This is a genomic window from Algibacter sp. (genome assembly GCF_039977455.1).
Lineage (GTDB): Bacteria > Bacteroidota > Bacteroidia > Flavobacteriales > Flavobacteriaceae > Algibacter_B.
On sequence record NZ_JBDWDG010000031.1, the window covers coordinates 202,413 to 222,102 of the forward strand.

The window sequence follows — 19,690 nt, forward strand, 5'->3', positions numbered from 1 at the left end:
AAATCATAGATTCCATTAATGAGATTCCCCCCTCGAGGGAATGACAAAAAAACATTTCTCATGAAAATCAAGTCGGCCGAATTTGTAATGAGTAACTCTGATGTTGCTAAATGCCCCAAAAGCAGATTACCAGAATATGCTTTTATTGGCCGAAGTAATGTTGGCAAGTCGTCCTTAATTAATATGCTAACAAGCAGAAAAAGTTTAGCTAAAACTTCGGGTAGACCAGGAAAAACACAACTTATTAACCACTTTTTAATTAATAATAATTGGCACTTGGTAGATTTACCAGGTTATGGTTATGCCCGTGTTTCTAAAAGTTCTAAAAAAATATTTCAAAAATTTATAACGCAGTATTTTGGCTTACGCGAACAACTTGTAACTGCTTTTGTTTTAGTTGATATTAGACATACCCCGCAGCCTATAGATTTAGAATTTATGCAATGGTTAGGAGAAAATGGTATTCCGTTTTCAATTATATTTACCAAAGCTGATAAATTGCGTCCTCAAGCTATTGAAAAACATGTAAACGACTACAAAACTATTCTTCTAGAAACTTGGGAAGAGGTACCTAATTACTTTATCACCTCATCATCAAAAGACATTGGAAAAGATGATGTTTTAGGCTATATTGATGGATTAAATGAAAATATGAATTTAGATGCTAATTAAGAACTATAGATTCCTAATTTTTAACATCTAGCGCATCCCTAAGCGCATTCCCTACCAACATAAAAGCCATTACTAAACTCATTATACAAAGCCCTGGAATAATGGCTAAATACGGTTTACCTAATATTATATAATTGTAATGATCTTTAATCATAGCACCCCAACTCGCCATTGGAGGTTGTGCGCCAATACCCAAAAAACTTAATCCACTTTCTATTAAAATGGCTCCCGCAAAATTTGCTGCCGAAATTACAATAACTGGCGCCATAATGTTTGGCAGAATATGCTTAACTATAATCCTTAAATCTGTATAACCAAGCGCCCGAGCCGCTGTAACATATTGCATTTCCTTTGTGCTTATTATTTGTCCGCGCACTACCCTAGCAACCTCAACCCACATGGTTAAACCTACTGCAATAAACACTTGCCAAAACCCTTTTCCTAAGGCTAAAGTAATAGCAATAACTAATAATAGGGTTGGGATTGACCATGTTACATTTATTATCCACATAATTACAGCATCTACTTTACCACCAAAATAGCCTGCAACGCTTCCCATAAAAATGCCAATAACTAACGAAATAAGTACTGCCACAAACCCTATAAAAAAAGAAATTCTGGCTCCAACTAAAACCCGACTTAATAAATCGCGTCCGTATTTATCTGTACCAAAAAGAAATGTTTTTTCTTTAATAAAACCTGTTGTTTCTTGGTTAGAAAACATACTTAGCTTAATAGTTTTTTCAGCTCCCTCTAATCCATCAGCCGCATACTCCTTATACTCCAATACATCGTCCTTAACAGTACAACTTGAAATAGGAATTTCGGAATCTGTGTTTTTCTTTCCGAAAAACAGCTTATCAAAAGCACTTTGATCCACTTTAATTTTCGAAGGTATTGTAAGCATGGTTACCTTAAAACCAGGCTTTTCCGAATGGATAGCCAAATGCATTTGGTTAGCATACTGTGAATTGTCAGGTGCAAAAACATAAGCAAACACAGAAATTAAACCTACCAAAACAATAAAGTAAAAACTAAAAACGCCCCAAAAGTTCTTTTTAAACTTTAGGAGCGCTAATTGTTTTAGTGAGTTTGATTTATGACTCATTTTAATACCTTTTATAAATGAACTTATTTAAAATGAATTCTACTTTATTTTAATTTTGAACCGAAGATACAACCTCTTTAATAGGGTATGCGGCTTTTAAATCTTCTAACACATTAAGCGCTTCTTCCACATAAACATCCTTTCTTAAGCTAGCATGCCAGCGATCGCGTTTTTCTTTTAAATCGGTAGTATCTTGAGCTATTAAGGCTTTTTCAAAACCGTGCGACTCAAAGGTTAAATTTGTATCGTAATCAGCAATAGCATCAAACTTTTTCGATTCGACCTCATTAGCTTCTATCTGTGCTTTGTATGTTTTATAGTTTAAAGAAAACACTGTTTCATCAATTTTACTTTTCACCCATTTAGCATTTTCCTCAATAAGTTTTAATTGCCCATTTGTACTCATTCGCTTTTTACTATTCTCGATAGTTGAATCATAATCAAAGTAATTCCCCCAAGGTGTATAATCAGCGGCATCAATTTCATCATAAGGTAACGGGTTATCTTTATCTTTTTCTCCTACATCAATAAAACTAAAACGCCCAGGTACATTTACATCACTTTTAACACCTTCTAATTGCACCGAACCACCATTAATTCTATAGTACTTTTGTCTTGTAAGCGCTAAAGCTCCTAAATCGCCACTTGTATTATTTCGTAGCATATTATTTAAATCTATAACATTTTGAACAGTTCCTTTTCCGTAGGTCTGTTTACCTCCAATAATAATGGCACGCTTATAATCTTGCATGGCCGCAGCCATAATTTCTGAAGCTGAAGCCGAAATCTCATTAACTAAGATTACTAAGGGGCCATCCCAAGAAATAGATTCATCTCTATCTTTTAAAACCTCTTTTGGCTGATCTGTTGAACGCACTTGAACCACTGGTCCATCTTTAATAAATAACCCTGCCATATCTACAACTGCTGGTAGAGATCCCCCGCCATTATTTCGTAAATCTAGCACTAAACCTTGCATACCATCGGCTTTTAAACGTTCAATTTCCTCCTTGACATCTTTGGCGGCATTGATATTTTTATAGTCCTGAAAATCCACATAAAAAGCAGGCAAGTTGATTATCCCAAATTTCATGTTTTCCTTCTCAACTATTGATGCCTTAGCATAGGTTTCAACTAACTCCACAACATCCCTAACAATTTCAACATCTTTTACAGAGCCATCTACTTTTTTTATAGTAAGTGTTACTTTAGTGCCTTTTGGACCTTTAATATATTTTATAGCATCATTAATACGCATACCAACGATATCCACAGCCACTTCTTCATCTTCTTGTTTTACTTTTAAAATAACATCTTCAACTTCTAACTTATTACTTCTCCAGGCTGGACCTCCAGAAATTAATTCCACTATTTTAATGTAATCCATTCTTTTTTGCAGTCTTGCACCAATACCTTCCAATTTACCAGACATACGTTGGTCAAAATCTTCTTTTCCTTTAGGTGCTAGATAATATGTATGTGGATCGTACTCTTCAACAATAGTATTAACATAAACAGCAAACCAATCTTCGCGTTGTTGATCGTCAATATAATCTTCAAAATAAATATTAATAGATTTTAAAGTTGCCTCCCTAGCCTCTTTTTCTATCTGTTCCTCAGATTTTAAAACATAATTAGGGTCTGCATCTTTTTCTCTTTTTTCTTCCTCAATAATATCATCGTAGTTTGAAAGTGTAGAAAACTTTAATTGCTTTCTCCACCTATCCTTAAGTTCCTTTTTGTTTTTCGCAAACGTGCTATTTTCATAATTCGTATCAAAATCCTCATCTATTGTGTAATCAAAAGGCTTTGATAACACCTCCTTATAAATCTCTTTAGCCTCCTCGATACGTTTTAACATACGATCATTAACCACATTAAAAAATGTAATATCTGTAGCTTTAAGCTGATCGTCAATATTAAATTTAAAGGCTTCAAAATCTTCGTAATCGGTTTGATAAAAATAGCGTTTCACTGGATCTACAATTTCTAAATAATCCTTAAACAATTCCTCAGAAAACGAATCATCTATTTCAATAGGATCAAAATGACCTTGATTTAAAACAAATGTTATTATCTGGATTAATAGCTTGTCTTTATCTGGGTTACTAAATTTTTTTGAGGTAAAACTACAGGACGCAAATGCTAATAAAAGCATTAAGGAGAGTACTTTATAATTCCTTTTCATAATATTCTTCATGTGTTAATCTTTATTTGCTTCTAAAAAGCACAGCATATTTTTCACTAAAATAAAAGAAAAAACCATGCCAAGAGATTGAATTGCTACTAATTTTTTGTTAAAGCAAAGAAAATAAGGGTATGCAACCGAAATTATGTATTTTAGCATTGCATTTTACAAAATGAAAATGAGCAAAAAACCACTTATACTTGTTACCAACGATGATGGTATAAACGCCCCAGGAATACGGGCATTAATAAACGTAATGAATACCATTGGTGATGTTGTTGTTGTGGCCCCAGACAGTCCGCAAAGTGGTATGGGACACGCTATAACATTAAATTCTACGCTATACGCCGAGGAAATTAATATAGACAACGGCCCACAAAAAGAGTTTAGTTGTACTGGCACACCTGCCGATTGTGTTAAGTTAGGCATAAGAGAGTTAGTAGGCAGAACTCCAGACCTATGTGTATCTGGAATTAACCATGGCTCTAACGCCTCTATAAATGTGATTTATTCGGGTACCATGAGTGCTGCTATTGAAGCTGGTATTGAAGGCATCCCAGCTATCGGGTTTTCGTTATTAGATTATAATTGGGAAGCTAATTTTGAAGCTTGTAAAGCTCATGTTAAAACCATTACACAAAACGTTATAAATAACGGCTTACCTAATGGTATTATTTTAAATGTTAACATCCCTAATATTCCTAAAAAGGAAATAAAAGGCATTAAAGTTTGCCGACAGGCAAAAGCGAATTGGGTAGAGGAATTTGATAAAAGAAAAACACCACAAGGAAGAGACTATTATTGGCTTACAGGTAAATTTGTTAATTTAGATGGAGGTGAAGACACTGATGAATGGGCTCTAGAAAATGGTTATGTTTCTCTAGTTCCTGTTCAATTTGATTTAACAGCACATCATTTTTTAAAAGATTTAAATGGCTGGAAATTATAACCACTAAAATATAATTATAGTAGATGAAAAAAGACATTTTTATAGGCATGCTTGTTGGTTTAATTGCCAACGCCATAGGTTTATTTTTTGCTGCCAATTTATTAGCCAAGGGGGATGACGACTTCACTACGGTTATTAAAGCTGCTGCTACTGAAGGATTTCTAGGAAAACTAATAAGCTTAGGTGCTATTTTAAACTTAATAGCTTTTTTTATATTCATAAGAAAAAGGCAAGACTATCGTGCACGAGGGGTTTTATTAATTACGGTTTTTATAGCTGTTTTTACTTTTGTTTTTAAAATCTTATAAAATGAAGTACTACATTATAGCGGGTGAAGCATCGGGTGACTTACACGGCTCGAACTTAATGAAAGCATTAAAAGCAGAAGATACAAATGCCGACATTAGGTTTTGGGGTGGCGACCTCATGCATGCTGTTGGTGGCACCTTAGTGAAACATTATAAAGAACGTGCTTTTATGGGGTTTATTGAGGTCATTATGAACCTTAACAAAATCTTTAAAGACATTGCTTTTTGCAAAAAGGATATCTCTAGTTTTAAACCTGATGTTATTGTATTTATAGATAATTCTGGTTTTAATTTACGCATAGCAAAATGGGCAAAGCAAGAAGGTTTTAAAACAAGTTATTACATTTCCCCACAAGTTTGGGCCTCTAGAGCTGGCAGAGTTAAAGCTATAAAGCAAGATATAGATAACATGTATGTTATACTTCCTTTTGTAAAACCATTTTATAAAAAGCACGGATACGATGTCACTTTTGTGGGGCATCCCCTAATTGATGCTATTGCAAATAGAGAACAAGTAGGCGTTCTTAAATTTAGAGAAGAACACCAATTGGGAGACAAACCTATTATTGCTTTATTACCAGGAAGCAGAAAACAAGAAATAACAAAAATGTTATCTGTTATGTTAAGTTTAGTTGATGATTATCCAGACCATCAATTTGTAATTGCAGGAGCACCTAGTCAAGATTATCGTTTTTACAAAACGTTTATTAAGGCAAGTAATGTGAAATTTATTTCGAATAAAACTTACGACCTACTAAGTGTATCAACAGCCGCTTTGGTAACTTCGGGTACCGCCACATTAGAAACTGCCCTCTTTAAAATACCACAGGTGGTATGCTATAAAGGCAGCACTATCTCCTATCAAATTGCCAAACGCATTATCACTTTAAAGTTTATTTCGTTAGTTAACTTAGTTATGGATCGCGAAGTAGTTACCGAACTTATTCAAAAGGATTTTAATAAACAGAACTTAAAAAAGGAACTTGATAAAATTTTAGATCCCGAAACACGAACCAAATTATTTTTAGACTATTACGAGTTAGAAAAAAAATTAGGTGGTATTGGTGCGAGCAAAAAAACCGCCTCACTCATTTACAAGTCCATTAAACCATAGTCTTTAGATGAAAAACCCCATATTAATCCTACTTTTAATTATTAGTTTCAGTAGTTGTAAATCTTCTAAACAGACAAATAACAAAAAGACTACAACAACAAAAATTATAACCAAGAAAACCAAAACAGAAAGCAACACTACGACTTATAAAAACCCAATAAGCACTGCATCTCGTAACACCTCTAAAGCCGATTACATTGTAGATTACGCCAAACAATTTGAAGGGGTTCGTTATAAATGGGGAGGTACAACAAAGTCTGGCATGGATTGTTCTGGATTAGTTTATGAATCTTTCAATTCATACGACATTACACTTCCTAGAATTTCTAGAGACATGGCTAAAAAAGGACATAAAATTGGCCTAAAAAAAGTAGTAAAAGGCGATTTACTTTTTTTTAAAACTGGAAACAGAAGAAATTCCATTAATCATGTTGGATTAATAGTGGATATAAAAGATAACGACATTAAATTCATACATGCCACTTCAAGCAAAGGGGTTATTGTATCTGGACTTAATGAAACCTATTGGCTAAAAGCGTTTCACGAAGCGCGTCGTGTTTTGTAAGATTTTTTATTATCTTACATGAGTATGCGGCTACTCAACTTTACAATAATCAAACTTACTGCTTGCCTTATTTTAGGCATATGCATTGGTTATTTAAGCCCTATTTCGCTTCATCTTTCAATACTTACAACAAGTTTACTAATGTTAGTTTTACTTGTTTTTTACATCATTAGTAGAAAATCATTTATCAAAACTATTTGGTTTGGCAGTACAGCGTTTTTGGTTATGATTTCGATTGGCATAATAACAACAACCATTCATGATCAAAAAAATTTATCCAACCATTATACTAAAGTTATTTCAAATAAAGTAGACAGCACATATACCGTTACTTTTAGAGTTCGAGAAGCTATAAAACCGGGCAACTATTACAACAAATACATTGTCGACATTTTTGAAGTCAACAGCACTAAAACTTCAGGTAAAACACTTTTAAATATTCAGAAAGACACTTTAACACCATCGTTAATAGTTGATGAAGTTTATATTAGCAGAGCACCTTTTAAGCACTTAATACCACCTCTTAATCCGCATCAATTCGATTATAAAAGTTATTTAAAGAAACAATACATATTCCACCAACTATTTATAAATAACGAATGGCTATTCCCTGTTAAACAAAAAGGGGTTACCTTTTTTGGTATTGCTGCAAAACTCCGGCAACATATAAATAAGAAACTAGAACCTTATCATTTTAAGCCCGATGAACTTGCTATAATAAACGCGCTAATATTAGGGCAGCGCCAAGATATTAGTAAAGCCGTTTACACTAATTATACCAATGCAGGAGCCATTCATATTTTAGCAGTTTCCGGACTTCATGTTGGTATTATCCTATTAATACTAAGTTTTATTTTTAAACCGCTTGAACGTTTTAAACATGGCAAACTCATAAAAACAATTTTATTGGTAAGTTTATTATGGAGTTTCGCCCTTATTGCAGGTTTATCGGCTTCGGTAACTAGAGCAGTAACTATGTTTAGCATTGTTACCATTGCTTTAAACCTTAAAAGACCTACCAATATTTATAATACACTTGCCATAAGTATGTTTGTCATACTACTCATAAAGCCTATGTTTTTATTTGATGTTGGTTTTCAATTAAGTTATTTAGCTGTTTTCGCCATTGTAGCTATAGATCCTTTAATTTATAAACTTTGGAAACCTAAATATTGGCTTACGGACAAAGTGTGGCACACCTTTACCGTTACCGTTTCTGCACAATTTGGAATTATCCCTGTAAGTCTCTATTACTTCCATCAATTCCCAGGGTTATTTTTTGTTTCTAATATCGTTATTATTCCTTTTTTAGGTATCATTCTGGGTTTAGGGCTGTTTATTATTCTTTTGGCGTTGTTAAATACCCTCCCACAATTTGTAGCGGATGGTTACGGATATATTATTGACCTAATGAATACCTTTATAGCCTGGGTTTCTAAACAAGATGCTTTTTTATTAAAAGACATTTCTTTTAGTCTGCTATATGTATTTGTATCCTACGCCCTAATTATTACTAGTATCCGATTTCTAATTAAAAGAAATTACCAAAACTTAAAACAATTTTTAATTGCGATTCTTATTGTTCAATCAGCTTTTATTTTTAATACCCTTACCAAACCTTCAAACGAATTTATTGTATTCCATAAAAGCAGATTTAGCCTTTTAGGACATACATTACATAATAAAATTGTTGTTTCAAGCGATTTTGATAGCATCACTAAGTCGACAAACAAAATCATTAGAGATTATACCGTAGGAAACCATATTTCATATCTTGAAGAACAAAATATTTCAGCCTTATATCAACTTAAAAATAAAAACATTTTAGTGGTAGATAGCCTTGGTATTTATAATATAAAAACCATAAAACCCGATTATGTTTTACTAAGACAATCGCCTAAAATTAATTTAAATAGATTGATAGATTCTTTAAACCCAAAACTTATTATTGCCGATGGCAGTAATTATAAGTCCTATGTAGAACGTTGGGAGCAAATTTGCAGAAAAAGAAAACTCCCTTTTCACCAAACAAGCAAAAAGGGAGCCTTTATATTAAAATACTAATTTTTTAAATGGTTTTATTTACAATAGTATTAGCAACTTCAAGCCATTTACTCGCACCACCACGCACATAGCCCGTTTTACCAAGGCTATTTAAATTCATTTTTCCATCTGGCATTTTTTCTGGTTTAACAAAATGAACCGAAGGATAACCTCTTACTTTAAAAATGCTTTGTAATTGACGATTTTGCATTCGTATTGCTTCAGCTTGCGCTGTTCTTCTAGGAAAATCCAATTCTACCAAAACAACATCATTAGACCATTTTTCGAAATCTGGAGTTTTAAACACTTCATTTTGTAATTTAATACACCATCCGCACCAATCGGATCCTGTAAAAAACAACATCACTTTTTTATTTTCCTTTATTGCAATTTCTAAAGCCGAATTAACATCGGTATGCCATGTTAATTTTTCTTGTGAGAAACTATTAGTCGATATTAAAACCCCTAGAACTAACGTTAGTAATATTCTTTTCATCGCTTTGTTTTAAAATTAGCTTTTAAATTCTGCTTTAAAAGCTTTATAATATTCGTTAAATTTTTCCTGAGTATCAATAGATTTATGATCGTCCTTTTTAAACATTTTTAAATATAATTCTATTTGAGCAGGGGTTTTATAGCCCTTTAAAGGGAAAATCAAATTTGCTTTTTCATCTAAAAACACAATAGTAGGATATGCTTGAATCTGAAAATAACGTGATAACTCATGCGGTGAATTTCTTCTATTCGCTTTAGCCGGATCATAATTTGGATTCGAAAATTTTTGCCCGTTATAATTAATTTCCTCGTTTCCTTCAGCATTAAACTTAACGGCATAAAAATGCTCGTTAACATAATTGGCTACGTCTTTATTTTGAAATGTATTTTTATCTAGCATTTTACAAGGTCCACACCAATTGGTATATGCATCCATCATGATTTTTTTTGGTTCTTTTTGCTGAAGCTGTATCGCCTCTTCAAAAGTTACCCAATTTATGTTTTGGGACACGGCATTAAAACCTGTAAAAGCAGTAACACATAATAAAAATATAAATTTACTCATAATATACTAAGTTGCAAAAGTTGTTCCGAACTTACAAAAAATGCTCCAAACAGGAGCATTTTGCATTTTTTTTAACTAATTATTAGATTATCGTACCCCATGCATTAGTTTTTTTATAATGGGTTGAAACAAAATTGATATTACTCCAACAACCACTGATACAATAGTTAAAATCCAGAAGAAATAACTAATTCCGTTTTCATCTGCAATTTTATCAACATTCTCTCCAAACACACCAGCACCTTTCATCCCTATTGCAATAGCTAAATACCACACTCCAAACATAAATGCAATCATTCTTGCTGGCACAAGCTTACTCACATAAGACAGACCTACTGGAGATATGCATAGCTCTCCCATGGTATGAAATAAGTAAACTAAAATAAGCCAAATAATACTTACTGAAGCCGTTTTTGCCCCAGGTTCAATTCCCATAGCTCCAAATGCAACGCAGGCCATTCCGAGAGCAAGTAAAAACATCCCTATACCATACTTGGCATTTGCTGAAGGATTATACTTGCTTTCCCACCATTTAGAAAATAATGGAGCTAATGTAATAATGTAAAGTGAATTTAAACTTGCAAACCAAGATGCTGGAATTTCTAAATTATCATCATTAAATTGATTAATTAGCATCCAAATGGCAATAGCCCAAACAATAACAAAACTAATACTAAGTACAATATTTGCCCATTTATATTTAGCAAAAGTTTGCTTAAATAACAAATATAAAACCCAAGTAATTATACCTAATGGTATCACTACCATACATGAGTTTACAATTCTGAAAATAGTAGCAGATGAACCATCTAAACTTCTATCTGTATAATCATTAGCAAAAATAGTTAGTGTTCCTGGAGACTGTTCAAAAATAGCCCAAAAGAAAACAGATAGTAAAGCAAAGAAAGTCACTGCTATAAGCTTATCTCTAGTGATTTTGGAGTATTGAGTGAATCTATAAATTAACAAAACAAGAAATAAACCTAAAGCGGTTAAAATCGCTATATTATTACCCTGCTCACCTAGAAAAGAAAAAATATTGATTTCTCCTCCTGAAATTGTAGTGGCTGGGGCATTTATAATCCATAGCAGTCCTAACACAACCATGACCAGAATAAGAATTAATTGCCATGAGGTAAATGGAACACGCTTATCTTTATCTAGAGCTTCAATTGAATTTACATCATTCTTTATTGGTTTTAATCCAATATTACCAAATATATTTTGAGCTAACCAAAACTGAATTAAACCAAAAAGCATAAAAATACCGGCTAGACCAAAACCAAGACTCCATCCTACTTGCTCACCTAAGTATCCACATAAAATAATTCCTATAAAGGCACCAGCATTAACTCCCATATAAAAAATGGTATAAGCTCCATCTTTTTTCTGAGGTCTATCTTTGTACATTTCAGATATAATTGAAGTCATATTAGGCTTAAAAAAACCGTTACCTATAACCAATAAACCTAAACCTATATATATAGACCATTCTGTTTCAAACGCCATAGAAGCATGCCCTAAAGTCATTAAAAGAGCTCCAATTAAAACAGCGTATCTAAAACCTATAATCTTATCGGCAAAATAACCGCCCATCATGGTCGATAAATAAACTAAACCAACATAAGAACCAAATAGTGCCATGGCATGCTCGCGAGGCCAACCCCAACCTTCATCAAACAATGAAGCCGTTAAAAATAATACAAGAAGTGAACGCATTCCATAATATGAAAATCGTTCCCACATTTCTGTAAAAAATAACACAAATAAACCTGAAGGATGCCCTAAAACGGTGCTTTTAAAAAACTGATCTGTAGTATTCTCTGCCATAATAATCTTTTAATCTTAAAAGTTAGTTAAATAATTCTAATGCACTTTACCCATTAGCTTTTTCATTAAAGGAGAAAAAGCAATTACAATTAATCCAGCTCCTAACGCATATTTAGCTATTAGTAAAAACCCATCGGTATAAATGGCTAAAGTATCAAGACCACCTACATTAACATCGGTACTTTCTACTGCTAATTGTTTTGAAATAAAACCTACAATTTGAAATGCGTAAGCCGATGATAAAAACCAAACTCCCATCATAAATGCTACAACATTTTTTGGTGATAAATCTGTAATTTTCGATAATCCAACAGGCGACATAAACAACTCTCCAATAGAAATTATAAAATACATAATAAATAAATAGGCAAATGGAACCATACCGTTTTCGTCAGCACTAGCTCCACTAACAGAAAGAATATAAAAACTTAAACCTGCTAGCATTAAGCCTAACCCAAATTTGTATGGTGTTCTTGGATTTAAATTCTTTTTAGCCAAATAAGCCCAAAGTAAAGAGATAGGAATTGCTAAAATAATTATAAACATAGAGTTTAATGCATTGGTTTGAGCAGGATTCATTATACCAGCTAAATCAACATTTCTAGACGCAAACAATGTAATAACACTACCTGAAAGCTCATGAAACCCCCAAAACAAGGTCATAAAAAATGTAATTAAAACAGCCATAAAAAGCTTTTTACGAGCCTGCACATCCAATTTTACCATGATAAAAATAATGTAAGCTAAAACACCAAAACCTATAAATTTAAAAATAAAGCTCACATAATTTTGTTGCCAAGAGGAAAGTAAATAGGCAATTAGTGGTGCACATAAAAACGCTATTATTGGAATTAAGGTTTTTTGAGGAACACCAATAATCTTTTTTTCATAAACAGCTTGATTTGGTGGTAAACCGCGGTCTCCAAATACATTCTTTTTTATACCACTCCAGAAGAATATCAATCCTGTTAACATACCAATTCCGGCCAATCCAAAACCATAATGCCATCCGTATTCAGCCGCTAGCCAACCACATAAAAGTGGCGCAACAAAGCCTCCAATATTAATACCCATGTAAAAAATGGTAAAACCAGAATCTTTCCTAACATCGCCATCTTCATATAAAGCTCCAACAAAAGTTGAAATATTAGGTTTAAAAAACCCATTACCAACAACAATTAAAGCCAATGCCAAAAAGAAGGCTATATTATTTTCTATGGCTAAAACAAAATGACCTAATGCCATTAAAATACCTCCTAAAAAAATAGAGCTACGCATGCCTAAAATTTTATCAGAAATCTGACCTCCAATAACAGTTGATGCATACACTAAAGATCCATAGGACGCATAAACAACTGCTGTTGCCACATCGCGTTCAACAATGGCCTTAAAAATTTCTTGAACCATGTATAAGGTCAATAAAGCACGCATACCATAGAAACTAAAACGTTCCCATAATTCGGCAAAAAACAAATAAAACAAGCCTTTAGGATGGCCAAATAATTGAGGTTCTTGGTTAGCTGGTATAGTTTTAGACATATAATTTATTCTTTAATTCGTAAATCTTGATTAACCTTAATAAGGTTTTAATTGTTAATTTTATCACCTAGGGTTTCATGAAGGAAGTTTGTCATTTTTTTGTACAAATGAAGCCTTGTATTTCCACCATAAATGCCGTGGTTTTTATCAGGATAAATCGCCCAATCAAACTGTTTATCTGCTTGAATTAATGCTTCGGCTAATCGCATAGTATTTTGTAAATGTACGTTATCATCCGCAGAACCATGTACTAAAAGAAAATCGCCTTTTAATTTACCGACATGATTTATTGGTGAATTTTCATCGTAACCACTGGCATTCTCTTGAGGTGTGGTCATATAACGCTCTGTATAAATTGAATCGTAAAAACGCCAGCTACTAACAGGCGCTACGGCAATTGCCATTTTAAAAACATCGTTCCCTTTAAACAAGCAATTACTACTCATAAAACCCCCAAAGCTCCATCCCCAAATTCCTATTCTGCTAGCATCAACATAAGGTAACTGACCTAATTGTTTTGCGGCTTCAATTTGATCTTCAACCTCATATTTACCTAATTCATTTTGGGTAACCTTTTTAAAATCGGCACCTTTAAATCCGGTTCCTCTACCGTCAACACAAGCAATAATATAACCTTCTTGGGCTAAATGCTGATACCAATAATCATTGGCACTATTCCAACGGTTTGCTACTTGTTGCGATCCTGGACCAGAATACTGATACATTAATAGGGGATAGGTTTTAGAAGCATCAAAATCTGCCGGCTTAATCACCCACATGTTTAAATCATTTCCATTAACAGAAATTGTGCTAAAAGCTTTTTGAGAGGTTACATACTCTGATAATTTTTTAGCAGCCTTTTCATTATCTTTAATACTTTTAATTAAATTTCCAGAAGACGCACTATTCAAAGTATATTCCGGAGGTGTTGTTGCACTTGAAAATGTGTTTATAAAAAAAGAAAAATCAGCACTAAAGGCAGCGCTATTTGTGCCTTCGCTTTTTGTAAGCCTATTTTTGTTTCGTCCATTAAGTTTTATAGAATATACATCTCTGTTTATCGAACCATTTTCAACAGATTGATAAAAAATGGTATTCTTCTTTTCATCATAGCCATAATAATTAGTGACTTCCCAATTCCCTTTAGTAACCTGATTAATTAAATCTCCTGTTTTATCATAATGGTAAATATGGTTAAAGCCATTCTTCTCACTAGTCCAGATAAAACTATTATCCTTTAAAAAGGTTAAATTATCGGTTACATCAACATAGGCTTTGTCTTTTTCAGCTAAAATCAAATTTGATGTATTTCTATTAGCATCTATCATCCATAAATCTAATTCATTTTGATGTCTGTTCATATATTGGGCACTTAAAACATCTGGATTATTGGTCCACTTAATTCTAGGAATATAAAAATCATGGTAAGCTTTATCAACCTTTACTTCATGAGTTGCATTAGCTTTTAAATCGTATATAAAAAGTGAAACTTTGGAGTTTGCCTCACCTGCTTTGGGGTATTTAAAAACCTGCTGGGTTTGGTAAAGTGCGGTACCATAAACATCCATTGAAAATTCTGGAACATCAGTTTCATCAAAACGTATAAATGCAATTTTGTTACTATCGGCATTCCAATCGAAAGCGCGTACAAAGGCAAATTCTTCTTCATAAACCCAATCGGTAATACCATTAATTACTGTATTCTTTTCACCATCAAATGTTATTTGTGTGATTTTAGAAGTGCTTAAATCTTTTATATAAAGGTTATTATCCTTCGCAAATGCTACTTTTTTTCCATCGGGAGAAAATGTAGGTTCTTGAATTTTTTCTTCAGAAATTAAATCTAAACCACCTGTTTTAATCGTGTAAACATAGTAGTTTCCTAAAGCCGAATGTCTATAAATGGCTTCCTCATTAGTAGCTAAAATTACTTGTTGTTCATCACTACTAAAAGTATAACTTGAAAAATAAGGAATAGCATCTAGATTTGTAGTGCTTATTAAGGTCTTTTCCTTTTTTAAAGTTTTATAATCGTAAATATCTATTGATGTAGATCGTGTGGCTCTATCAAAATTTAATACAGAATATTGTTGACCGTTTTTCATGGAATGCAGAACATCCATATAATCGGTTCTAAAAGTGCCATTCTTCCAAATATCCTCGAGGGTTATTTTTTTAGATTGGGCTGATAAAATTGTTGTTACCAAAAGACAAACGCAAAGGGAAAATTTAATAAGTTTCATGCAGTTAATTTGTGTGTTTTAAAAAAACTAATTCTTATCTAAAGGGTTATGTTTCAGCATAAGAAAATTAATCAATTATGTGTGTTTAGCCAAAAACGCTATTTATTTCATAAAATGATGCCAAGTTTACTAAAAATTATGTAATAAACAACAATTATTAACACTTAAATAACGCCGATTAGGATAGATATTCGATATTCATACGAAGAGTAGTATATTTGCTCAGCAAATTTGTAAATTATGACTAAACCGATTACTGGATTTTCGAAATTATCTAAGTCAAAAAAAATTGATTGGATTGTAGATACTTATTTTTCTAATCCTGTGGAAGCTACTGCAGTTTTAAAACAGTATTGGAATAGCAACGACAAACTTCAACTATTACATGATGAGTTTATCGAAAACACCATTTCCAACTATTATTTACCACTTGGTGTTGCCCCTAATTTTTTAATTAACGGTAAGCTACATACCATTCCTATGGCTATCGAGGAAAGTTCGGTAGTTGCTGCAGCAAGTAAAGCTGCAAAATTTTGGTTAGAACGTGGCGGCTTTAAAACCAAAGTCATTTCGACAACAAAGATTGGACAAGTTCATTTTAATTTTAAAGGCGATTTCGAAAAACTAAAACAGTTTTTCAATCAAGTAAAACCAAAGCTTATTGCCGACACTGAAGGGATTACCAAAAACATGAAGAAACGTGGTGGGGGTATTCTGGATATTGAACTGCGGGATAAAACTTTAGAAATTGAAAACTACTACCAATTACATGCGTCTTTTGAAACTTTAAATGCCATGGGAGCCAATTTTATAAACTCCTGTTTAGAGCAATTTGCTAAAACATTTAAAACAGAAGCTTTAAGTTTTAATCTATTTTCTGAAGAAGAAAAACATATAGATATTATAATGAGCATTCTTTCTAACTACGTTCCAGATTGCTTGGTACGTGCAGAAGTGAGTTGCCCTGTTGAAGATTTAAGTGAAAACAAAACCGTTTCAGGTGAAGCTTTTGCCAAGAAATTTATACAAGCAGTAAGCATTGCGGAAGTTGAACCTTATCGCGCGGTAACACACAACAAAGGTGTTATGAATGGTATTGATGCCGTTGTTTTAGCTACTGGAAATGATTTTAGGGCGGTTGAAGCTGGCGTACATGCCTATGCAGCAAAAAATGGGAAATATAGCAGCTTAACTCATGCTAAGATTGAAAATGGTATCTTTTCGTTTTGGATGGAAATTCCATTAGCACTAGGAACTGTTGGCGGACTTACTGGTTTACACCCTTTGGTAAAATTAGCTTTAGAGATGTTACATAAACCATCGGCAAAAGAATTAATGCAAATTGTAGCCGTTGCAGGTTTAGCACAGAACTTTGCTGCTTTACGTTCGCTAACTACAACTGGCATTCAAGAAGGACACATGAAAATGCATTTAATGAATATTTTAAATCAATTTGGAGCGAATTTTGAAGAAAAGCAAATCTTAACAGATTACTTTAAAAACCACCCTATATCACATACTGCCGTTACCGAGGCGTTAAACAAACTTAGAGTATCAAGTGAAAAATAAAACCTTTTATAGCCACGGAAAATTATTAATTTCGGCAGAATATGTTGTTCTTGATGGCGCCCTATCTCTTGCAATACCAACAAAATACGGGCAATATTTAACAATTGAACCTATTGAAGATCCTGTTTTGCATTGGAAAAGTTTTGATGAAAAAAATAGCATTTGGTATGAAAACAAATTTGATTTAAAAGGAGATACTATTGAAAGCCTTAATTTGAATAATGATATTTCCAATCGCTTAATTGAAATATTAAAAGCCTCAAAAACCTTAAACCCAGAATTTTTAAATACTCATCAAGGTTATAAAGTTAAAACACATTTAGAATTTCAAAAAAATTGGGGCTTAGGAACCTCTTCTACCCTTATAACAAATATTGCAAAATGGGCTAACATTAACCCTTTTCAACTTTTAGAAAAAACTTTTGGAGGCAGTGGTTATGATATTGCCTGTGCGCAACACAACAAGCCTATTACTTATCAAGTAGCTGACCATGAAAAACTAGTTAAAATTGCAGAATTCAACCCAATATTTAAAGAACAGCTTTATGTTGTACACTTAAATAAAAAACAAAATAGTCGTGATGGAATAAGACACTATCATGAAAACAAAAATAATGCAGCTACCACTATTAATGCTATTAATAAATTGACCTTAGAAATGATTAGCTGCCAAAAGCTAGATCATTTTCAAGACTTAATGACCAGTCATGAAAACCTGATAGCAAAATTAACTAACCAAACTCCTGTTAAAGATATTTACTTTAAGGATTTTGATGGCGCAATTAAAAGTTTAGGTGCTTGGGGAGGGGATTTCGTTTTAGTAGCCTCTAAACACAATCCAATTGCTTATTTTAAAGCTAAAGGCTTTAATACGATTATGCCTTATACTAAAATGGCTTTATAAAGCTTAATTAAATAAAAAAAGAGCTTTTATTAAAGCTCTTTTTTTGTCTTATGCAATTTTTATATTATTCTACGGCATCTTCAACTTCATCGGCCGCATCCTCTAGACCATCTCCAACATCATCAGCTACATCCTCTACGGCGTCTTCTATTTTCTCTCCCTTAGTTTCTCTACATCCTGTAAATACAGTTGATATGGTAAATAAAATTAAAAATATTTTTGCTATTTTTTTCATAATTAAAGTGTTTTTAAATTAATAATATATATTCGGTATAATTTCTATTTTTTCACTAATCCTTTTAATAGTGATAGTACAAATAGTACTATAAAAATAAAAAATAAGATTTTTGCAATGCCAGCTGATGCTCCTGCTATTCCGCCAAATCCCAAAACTCCGGCAATTAATGCTATTATAATAAATGTGATTGTCCAACGTAACATAATAATTAGGTTTTAAAAAATTAAACTCTAGTAAGCGATTGACTCTCAACCCTTCAATACAAATATCTAACAATTACAACGTTATTATTAACTCAAACAAAATAGATTTTAGCTCAAATAAAGGTTCCATCGAATTATAGACCTTTTGAATAGACATTAAAAAAAAAGACCTCTACACAAATAGAAATTCATGCAAAGGCCTAATCCACTAACCAATCACATCAAAATTAAATTTATACTTTCGTTTTAAGTAACTCGTATAAAACAAATTTTAACGTAATTACGATTAATAAATATTTTATAGTATCAAACAAATAGTAAAAAGGTCGTTTTCAATTTTTAGTAATGACCGTTTTAGCTTATATCTTCCAATGTTTTTATCCTTGATAAGCCGTGTTCAATTTTGCTTTTTTGAGATTCTAATATCGTTTTGGTGCTAAGAGGTAAACTTGTTTCCTTAATAACATTATTATATTCGTTTACCGCAGATTTCTCTCCTTTTATGGCTTCCTCTAACATGGACTCCTCATTATCCGAAGAAAACAAGGCCTTAACATCCATCCACGCTCGATGCGCAGAACCAGTAACACTTCCACTCTTTTCAATATCTTGATTAAATGTTTTAATTTCAGATTTTAATTCATGACCAAAATCATATCGCTCTTGGGCTTTTTGCTTGAAGTAAGATTTCAGTGCTCTATTATCAATATTTTCTGCGGCTTTTATAAATCCTTTTTCCGCATCATATGTCTTCACTAATAAGTCTTTTAGTTTTTCGCCAACCGTTTCTGTGTAAGTACTCATTTTTATAGGGTTTTATAGTTAACAGTAATTTGTTTTTTTGATGCCTACTGGTTTACATCCATAACACATTAAAACATTAACATGCCTACTTTTACTTTAACAACAAAATTAAAGGATAGCTAATAGTTAGATTAATTCAAAACCTTAAGTTCTTAACTCATTTCAATAAATCAAGTATTTACTATTTGGAAGACCAATTTTTTTCCGACTTTTATTTTTTGCGGTTGTATAGGTTTTAAATAGTATCTTTAACTATACTATAAAAAGTATTGAATAACATAATTAATACCTTTATCACATAAGTATTTTACAACACAAAAAGACATGTTAATTTTTCATACAAAGATTAAGTT

The 19,690-nt window shown here is 32.6% G+C and carries 18 protein-coding genes; 8 read left to right on the top strand and 10 right to left on the bottom strand.

Going from position 1 to position 19,690, the window contains the following annotated elements:
• Window positions 1–60 precede the first annotated feature (60 nt).
• Window positions 61–672, top strand: coding sequence for a ribosome biogenesis GTP-binding protein YihA/YsxC (gene yihA / locus ABJM36_RS15760; RefSeq protein ID WP_348452473.1), 612 nt, complete (start codon window positions 61–63; stop codon window positions 670–672).
• Window positions 673–685: 13 nt separating this feature from the next.
• On the opposite strand, the gene ABJM36_RS15765 is transcribed toward yihA, so the two are convergent.
• Complete coding sequence (locus ABJM36_RS15765; RefSeq protein WP_348452475.1) at window positions 686–1,780, bottom strand: ABC transporter permease; 1,095 nt, start codon at window positions 1,778–1,780, stop codon at window positions 686–688.
• Window positions 1,781–1,829: 49 nt separating this feature from the next.
• Window positions 1,830–3,968 carry a carboxy terminal-processing peptidase gene (locus tag ABJM36_RS15770; protein ID WP_348452526.1) on the bottom strand — a complete coding sequence of 713 codons (2,139 nt, stop codon included), beginning with the start codon at window positions 3,966–3,968 and terminating at the stop codon, window positions 1,830–1,832.
• A 178-nt stretch (window positions 3,969–4,146) separates the two neighbouring features.
• On the opposite strand from ABJM36_RS15770, the gene surE reads away from it, so the two are divergent.
• The 5 genes from surE to ABJM36_RS15795 all read left to right on the top strand — a co-directional run bounded on the left by surE (window position 4,147) and on the right by ABJM36_RS15795 (window position 8,968).
• Window positions 4,147–4,917 carry a 5'/3'-nucleotidase SurE gene (gene surE / locus ABJM36_RS15775; RefSeq protein WP_348452477.1) on the top strand — a complete coding sequence of 257 codons (771 nt, stop codon included), beginning with the start codon at window positions 4,147–4,149 and terminating at the stop codon, window positions 4,915–4,917.
• A gap of 23 nt (window positions 4,918–4,940) precedes the next feature.
• Window positions 4,941–5,225: a hypothetical protein gene (locus ABJM36_RS15780; RefSeq protein WP_348452479.1), complete on the top strand. Its 285-nt coding sequence runs from the start codon at window positions 4,941–4,943 to the stop codon at window positions 5,223–5,225.
• 1 nt (window position 5,226) lies between these two features.
• Entirely contained in the window at window positions 5,227–6,339 is a 1,113-nt protein-coding gene (gene lpxB, locus ABJM36_RS15785) for a lipid-A-disaccharide synthase (protein ID WP_348452481.1), read from the top strand.
• Between the two features lie 7 nt (window positions 6,340–6,346).
• Entirely contained in the window at window positions 6,347–6,904 is a 558-nt protein-coding gene (locus ABJM36_RS15790) for a C40 family peptidase (RefSeq protein WP_348452483.1), read from the top strand.
• A gap of 141 nt (window positions 6,905–7,045) precedes the next feature.
• Window positions 7,046–8,968 (top strand): ComEC/Rec2 family competence protein, encoded by a 1,923-nt coding sequence (locus tag ABJM36_RS15795; protein WP_348452485.1) that lies wholly within the window; start codon window positions 7,046–7,048, stop codon window positions 8,966–8,968.
• Between the two features lie 4 nt (window positions 8,969–8,972).
• Here the strand turns inward: ABJM36_RS15795 and ABJM36_RS15800 are convergent, their stop codons facing one another.
• From ABJM36_RS15800 to ABJM36_RS15820, 5 genes are all read right to left on the bottom strand, one after another.
• Window positions 8,973–9,443 carry a thioredoxin family protein gene (locus ABJM36_RS15800; RefSeq protein ID WP_348452487.1) on the bottom strand — a complete coding sequence of 157 codons (471 nt, stop codon included), beginning with the start codon at window positions 9,441–9,443 and terminating at the stop codon, window positions 8,973–8,975.
• Between the two features lie 15 nt (window positions 9,444–9,458).
• Window positions 9,459–10,007 carry a thioredoxin fold domain-containing protein gene (locus ABJM36_RS15805; RefSeq protein ID WP_348452489.1) on the bottom strand — a complete coding sequence of 183 codons (549 nt, stop codon included), beginning with the start codon at window positions 10,005–10,007 and terminating at the stop codon, window positions 9,459–9,461.
• Between the two features lie 87 nt (window positions 10,008–10,094).
• Window positions 10,095–11,837: a peptide MFS transporter gene (locus tag ABJM36_RS15810; protein WP_348452491.1), complete on the bottom strand. Its 1,743-nt coding sequence runs from the start codon at window positions 11,835–11,837 to the stop codon at window positions 10,095–10,097.
• A gap of 36 nt (window positions 11,838–11,873) precedes the next feature.
• A complete protein-coding gene (locus tag ABJM36_RS15815) occupies window positions 11,874–13,376 on the bottom strand; it encodes an oligopeptide:H+ symporter (RefSeq protein WP_348452493.1) in 1,503 nt (500 codons plus the stop codon).
• Between the two features lie 47 nt (window positions 13,377–13,423).
• Window positions 13,424–15,619, bottom strand: coding sequence for a S9 family peptidase (locus tag ABJM36_RS15820; protein ID WP_348452495.1), 2,196 nt, complete (start codon window positions 15,617–15,619; stop codon window positions 13,424–13,426).
• A 240-nt stretch (window positions 15,620–15,859) separates the two neighbouring features.
• On the opposite strand from ABJM36_RS15820, the gene ABJM36_RS15825 reads away from it, so the two are divergent.
• Together ABJM36_RS15825 and ABJM36_RS15830 are read left to right on the top strand one after the other, a co-directional pair.
• The gene (locus tag ABJM36_RS15825) at window positions 15,860–17,188 is read left to right on the top strand and encodes a hydroxymethylglutaryl-CoA reductase, degradative (protein WP_348452497.1); all 1,329 of its coding nucleotides are present in this window, start codon (window positions 15,860–15,862) and stop codon (window positions 17,186–17,188) included.
• Entirely contained in the window at window positions 17,178–18,092 is a 915-nt protein-coding gene (locus tag ABJM36_RS15830) for a GYDIA family GHMP kinase (RefSeq protein WP_348452499.1), read from the top strand. The genes ABJM36_RS15825 and ABJM36_RS15830 overlap by 11 nt, the downstream gene beginning before the upstream one ends.
• A 64-nt stretch (window positions 18,093–18,156) precedes the next feature.
• On the opposite strand, the gene ABJM36_RS15835 is transcribed toward ABJM36_RS15830, so the two are convergent.
• From ABJM36_RS15835 to ABJM36_RS15845, 3 genes are all read right to left on the bottom strand, one after another.
• Entirely contained in the window at window positions 18,157–18,327 is a 171-nt protein-coding gene (locus ABJM36_RS15835) for a hypothetical protein (RefSeq protein ID WP_348452500.1), read from the bottom strand.
• A 44-nt stretch (window positions 18,328–18,371) separates the two neighbouring features.
• Complete coding sequence (locus ABJM36_RS15840; protein ID WP_348452502.1) at window positions 18,372–18,533, bottom strand: DUF1328 domain-containing protein; 162 nt, start codon at window positions 18,531–18,533, stop codon at window positions 18,372–18,374.
• Between the two features lie 354 nt (window positions 18,534–18,887).
• Window positions 18,888–19,337 (bottom strand): PA2169 family four-helix-bundle protein, encoded by a 450-nt coding sequence (locus tag ABJM36_RS15845; RefSeq protein ID WP_348452504.1) that lies wholly within the window; start codon window positions 19,335–19,337, stop codon window positions 18,888–18,890.
• Window positions 19,338–19,690: the final 353 nt, after the last annotated feature.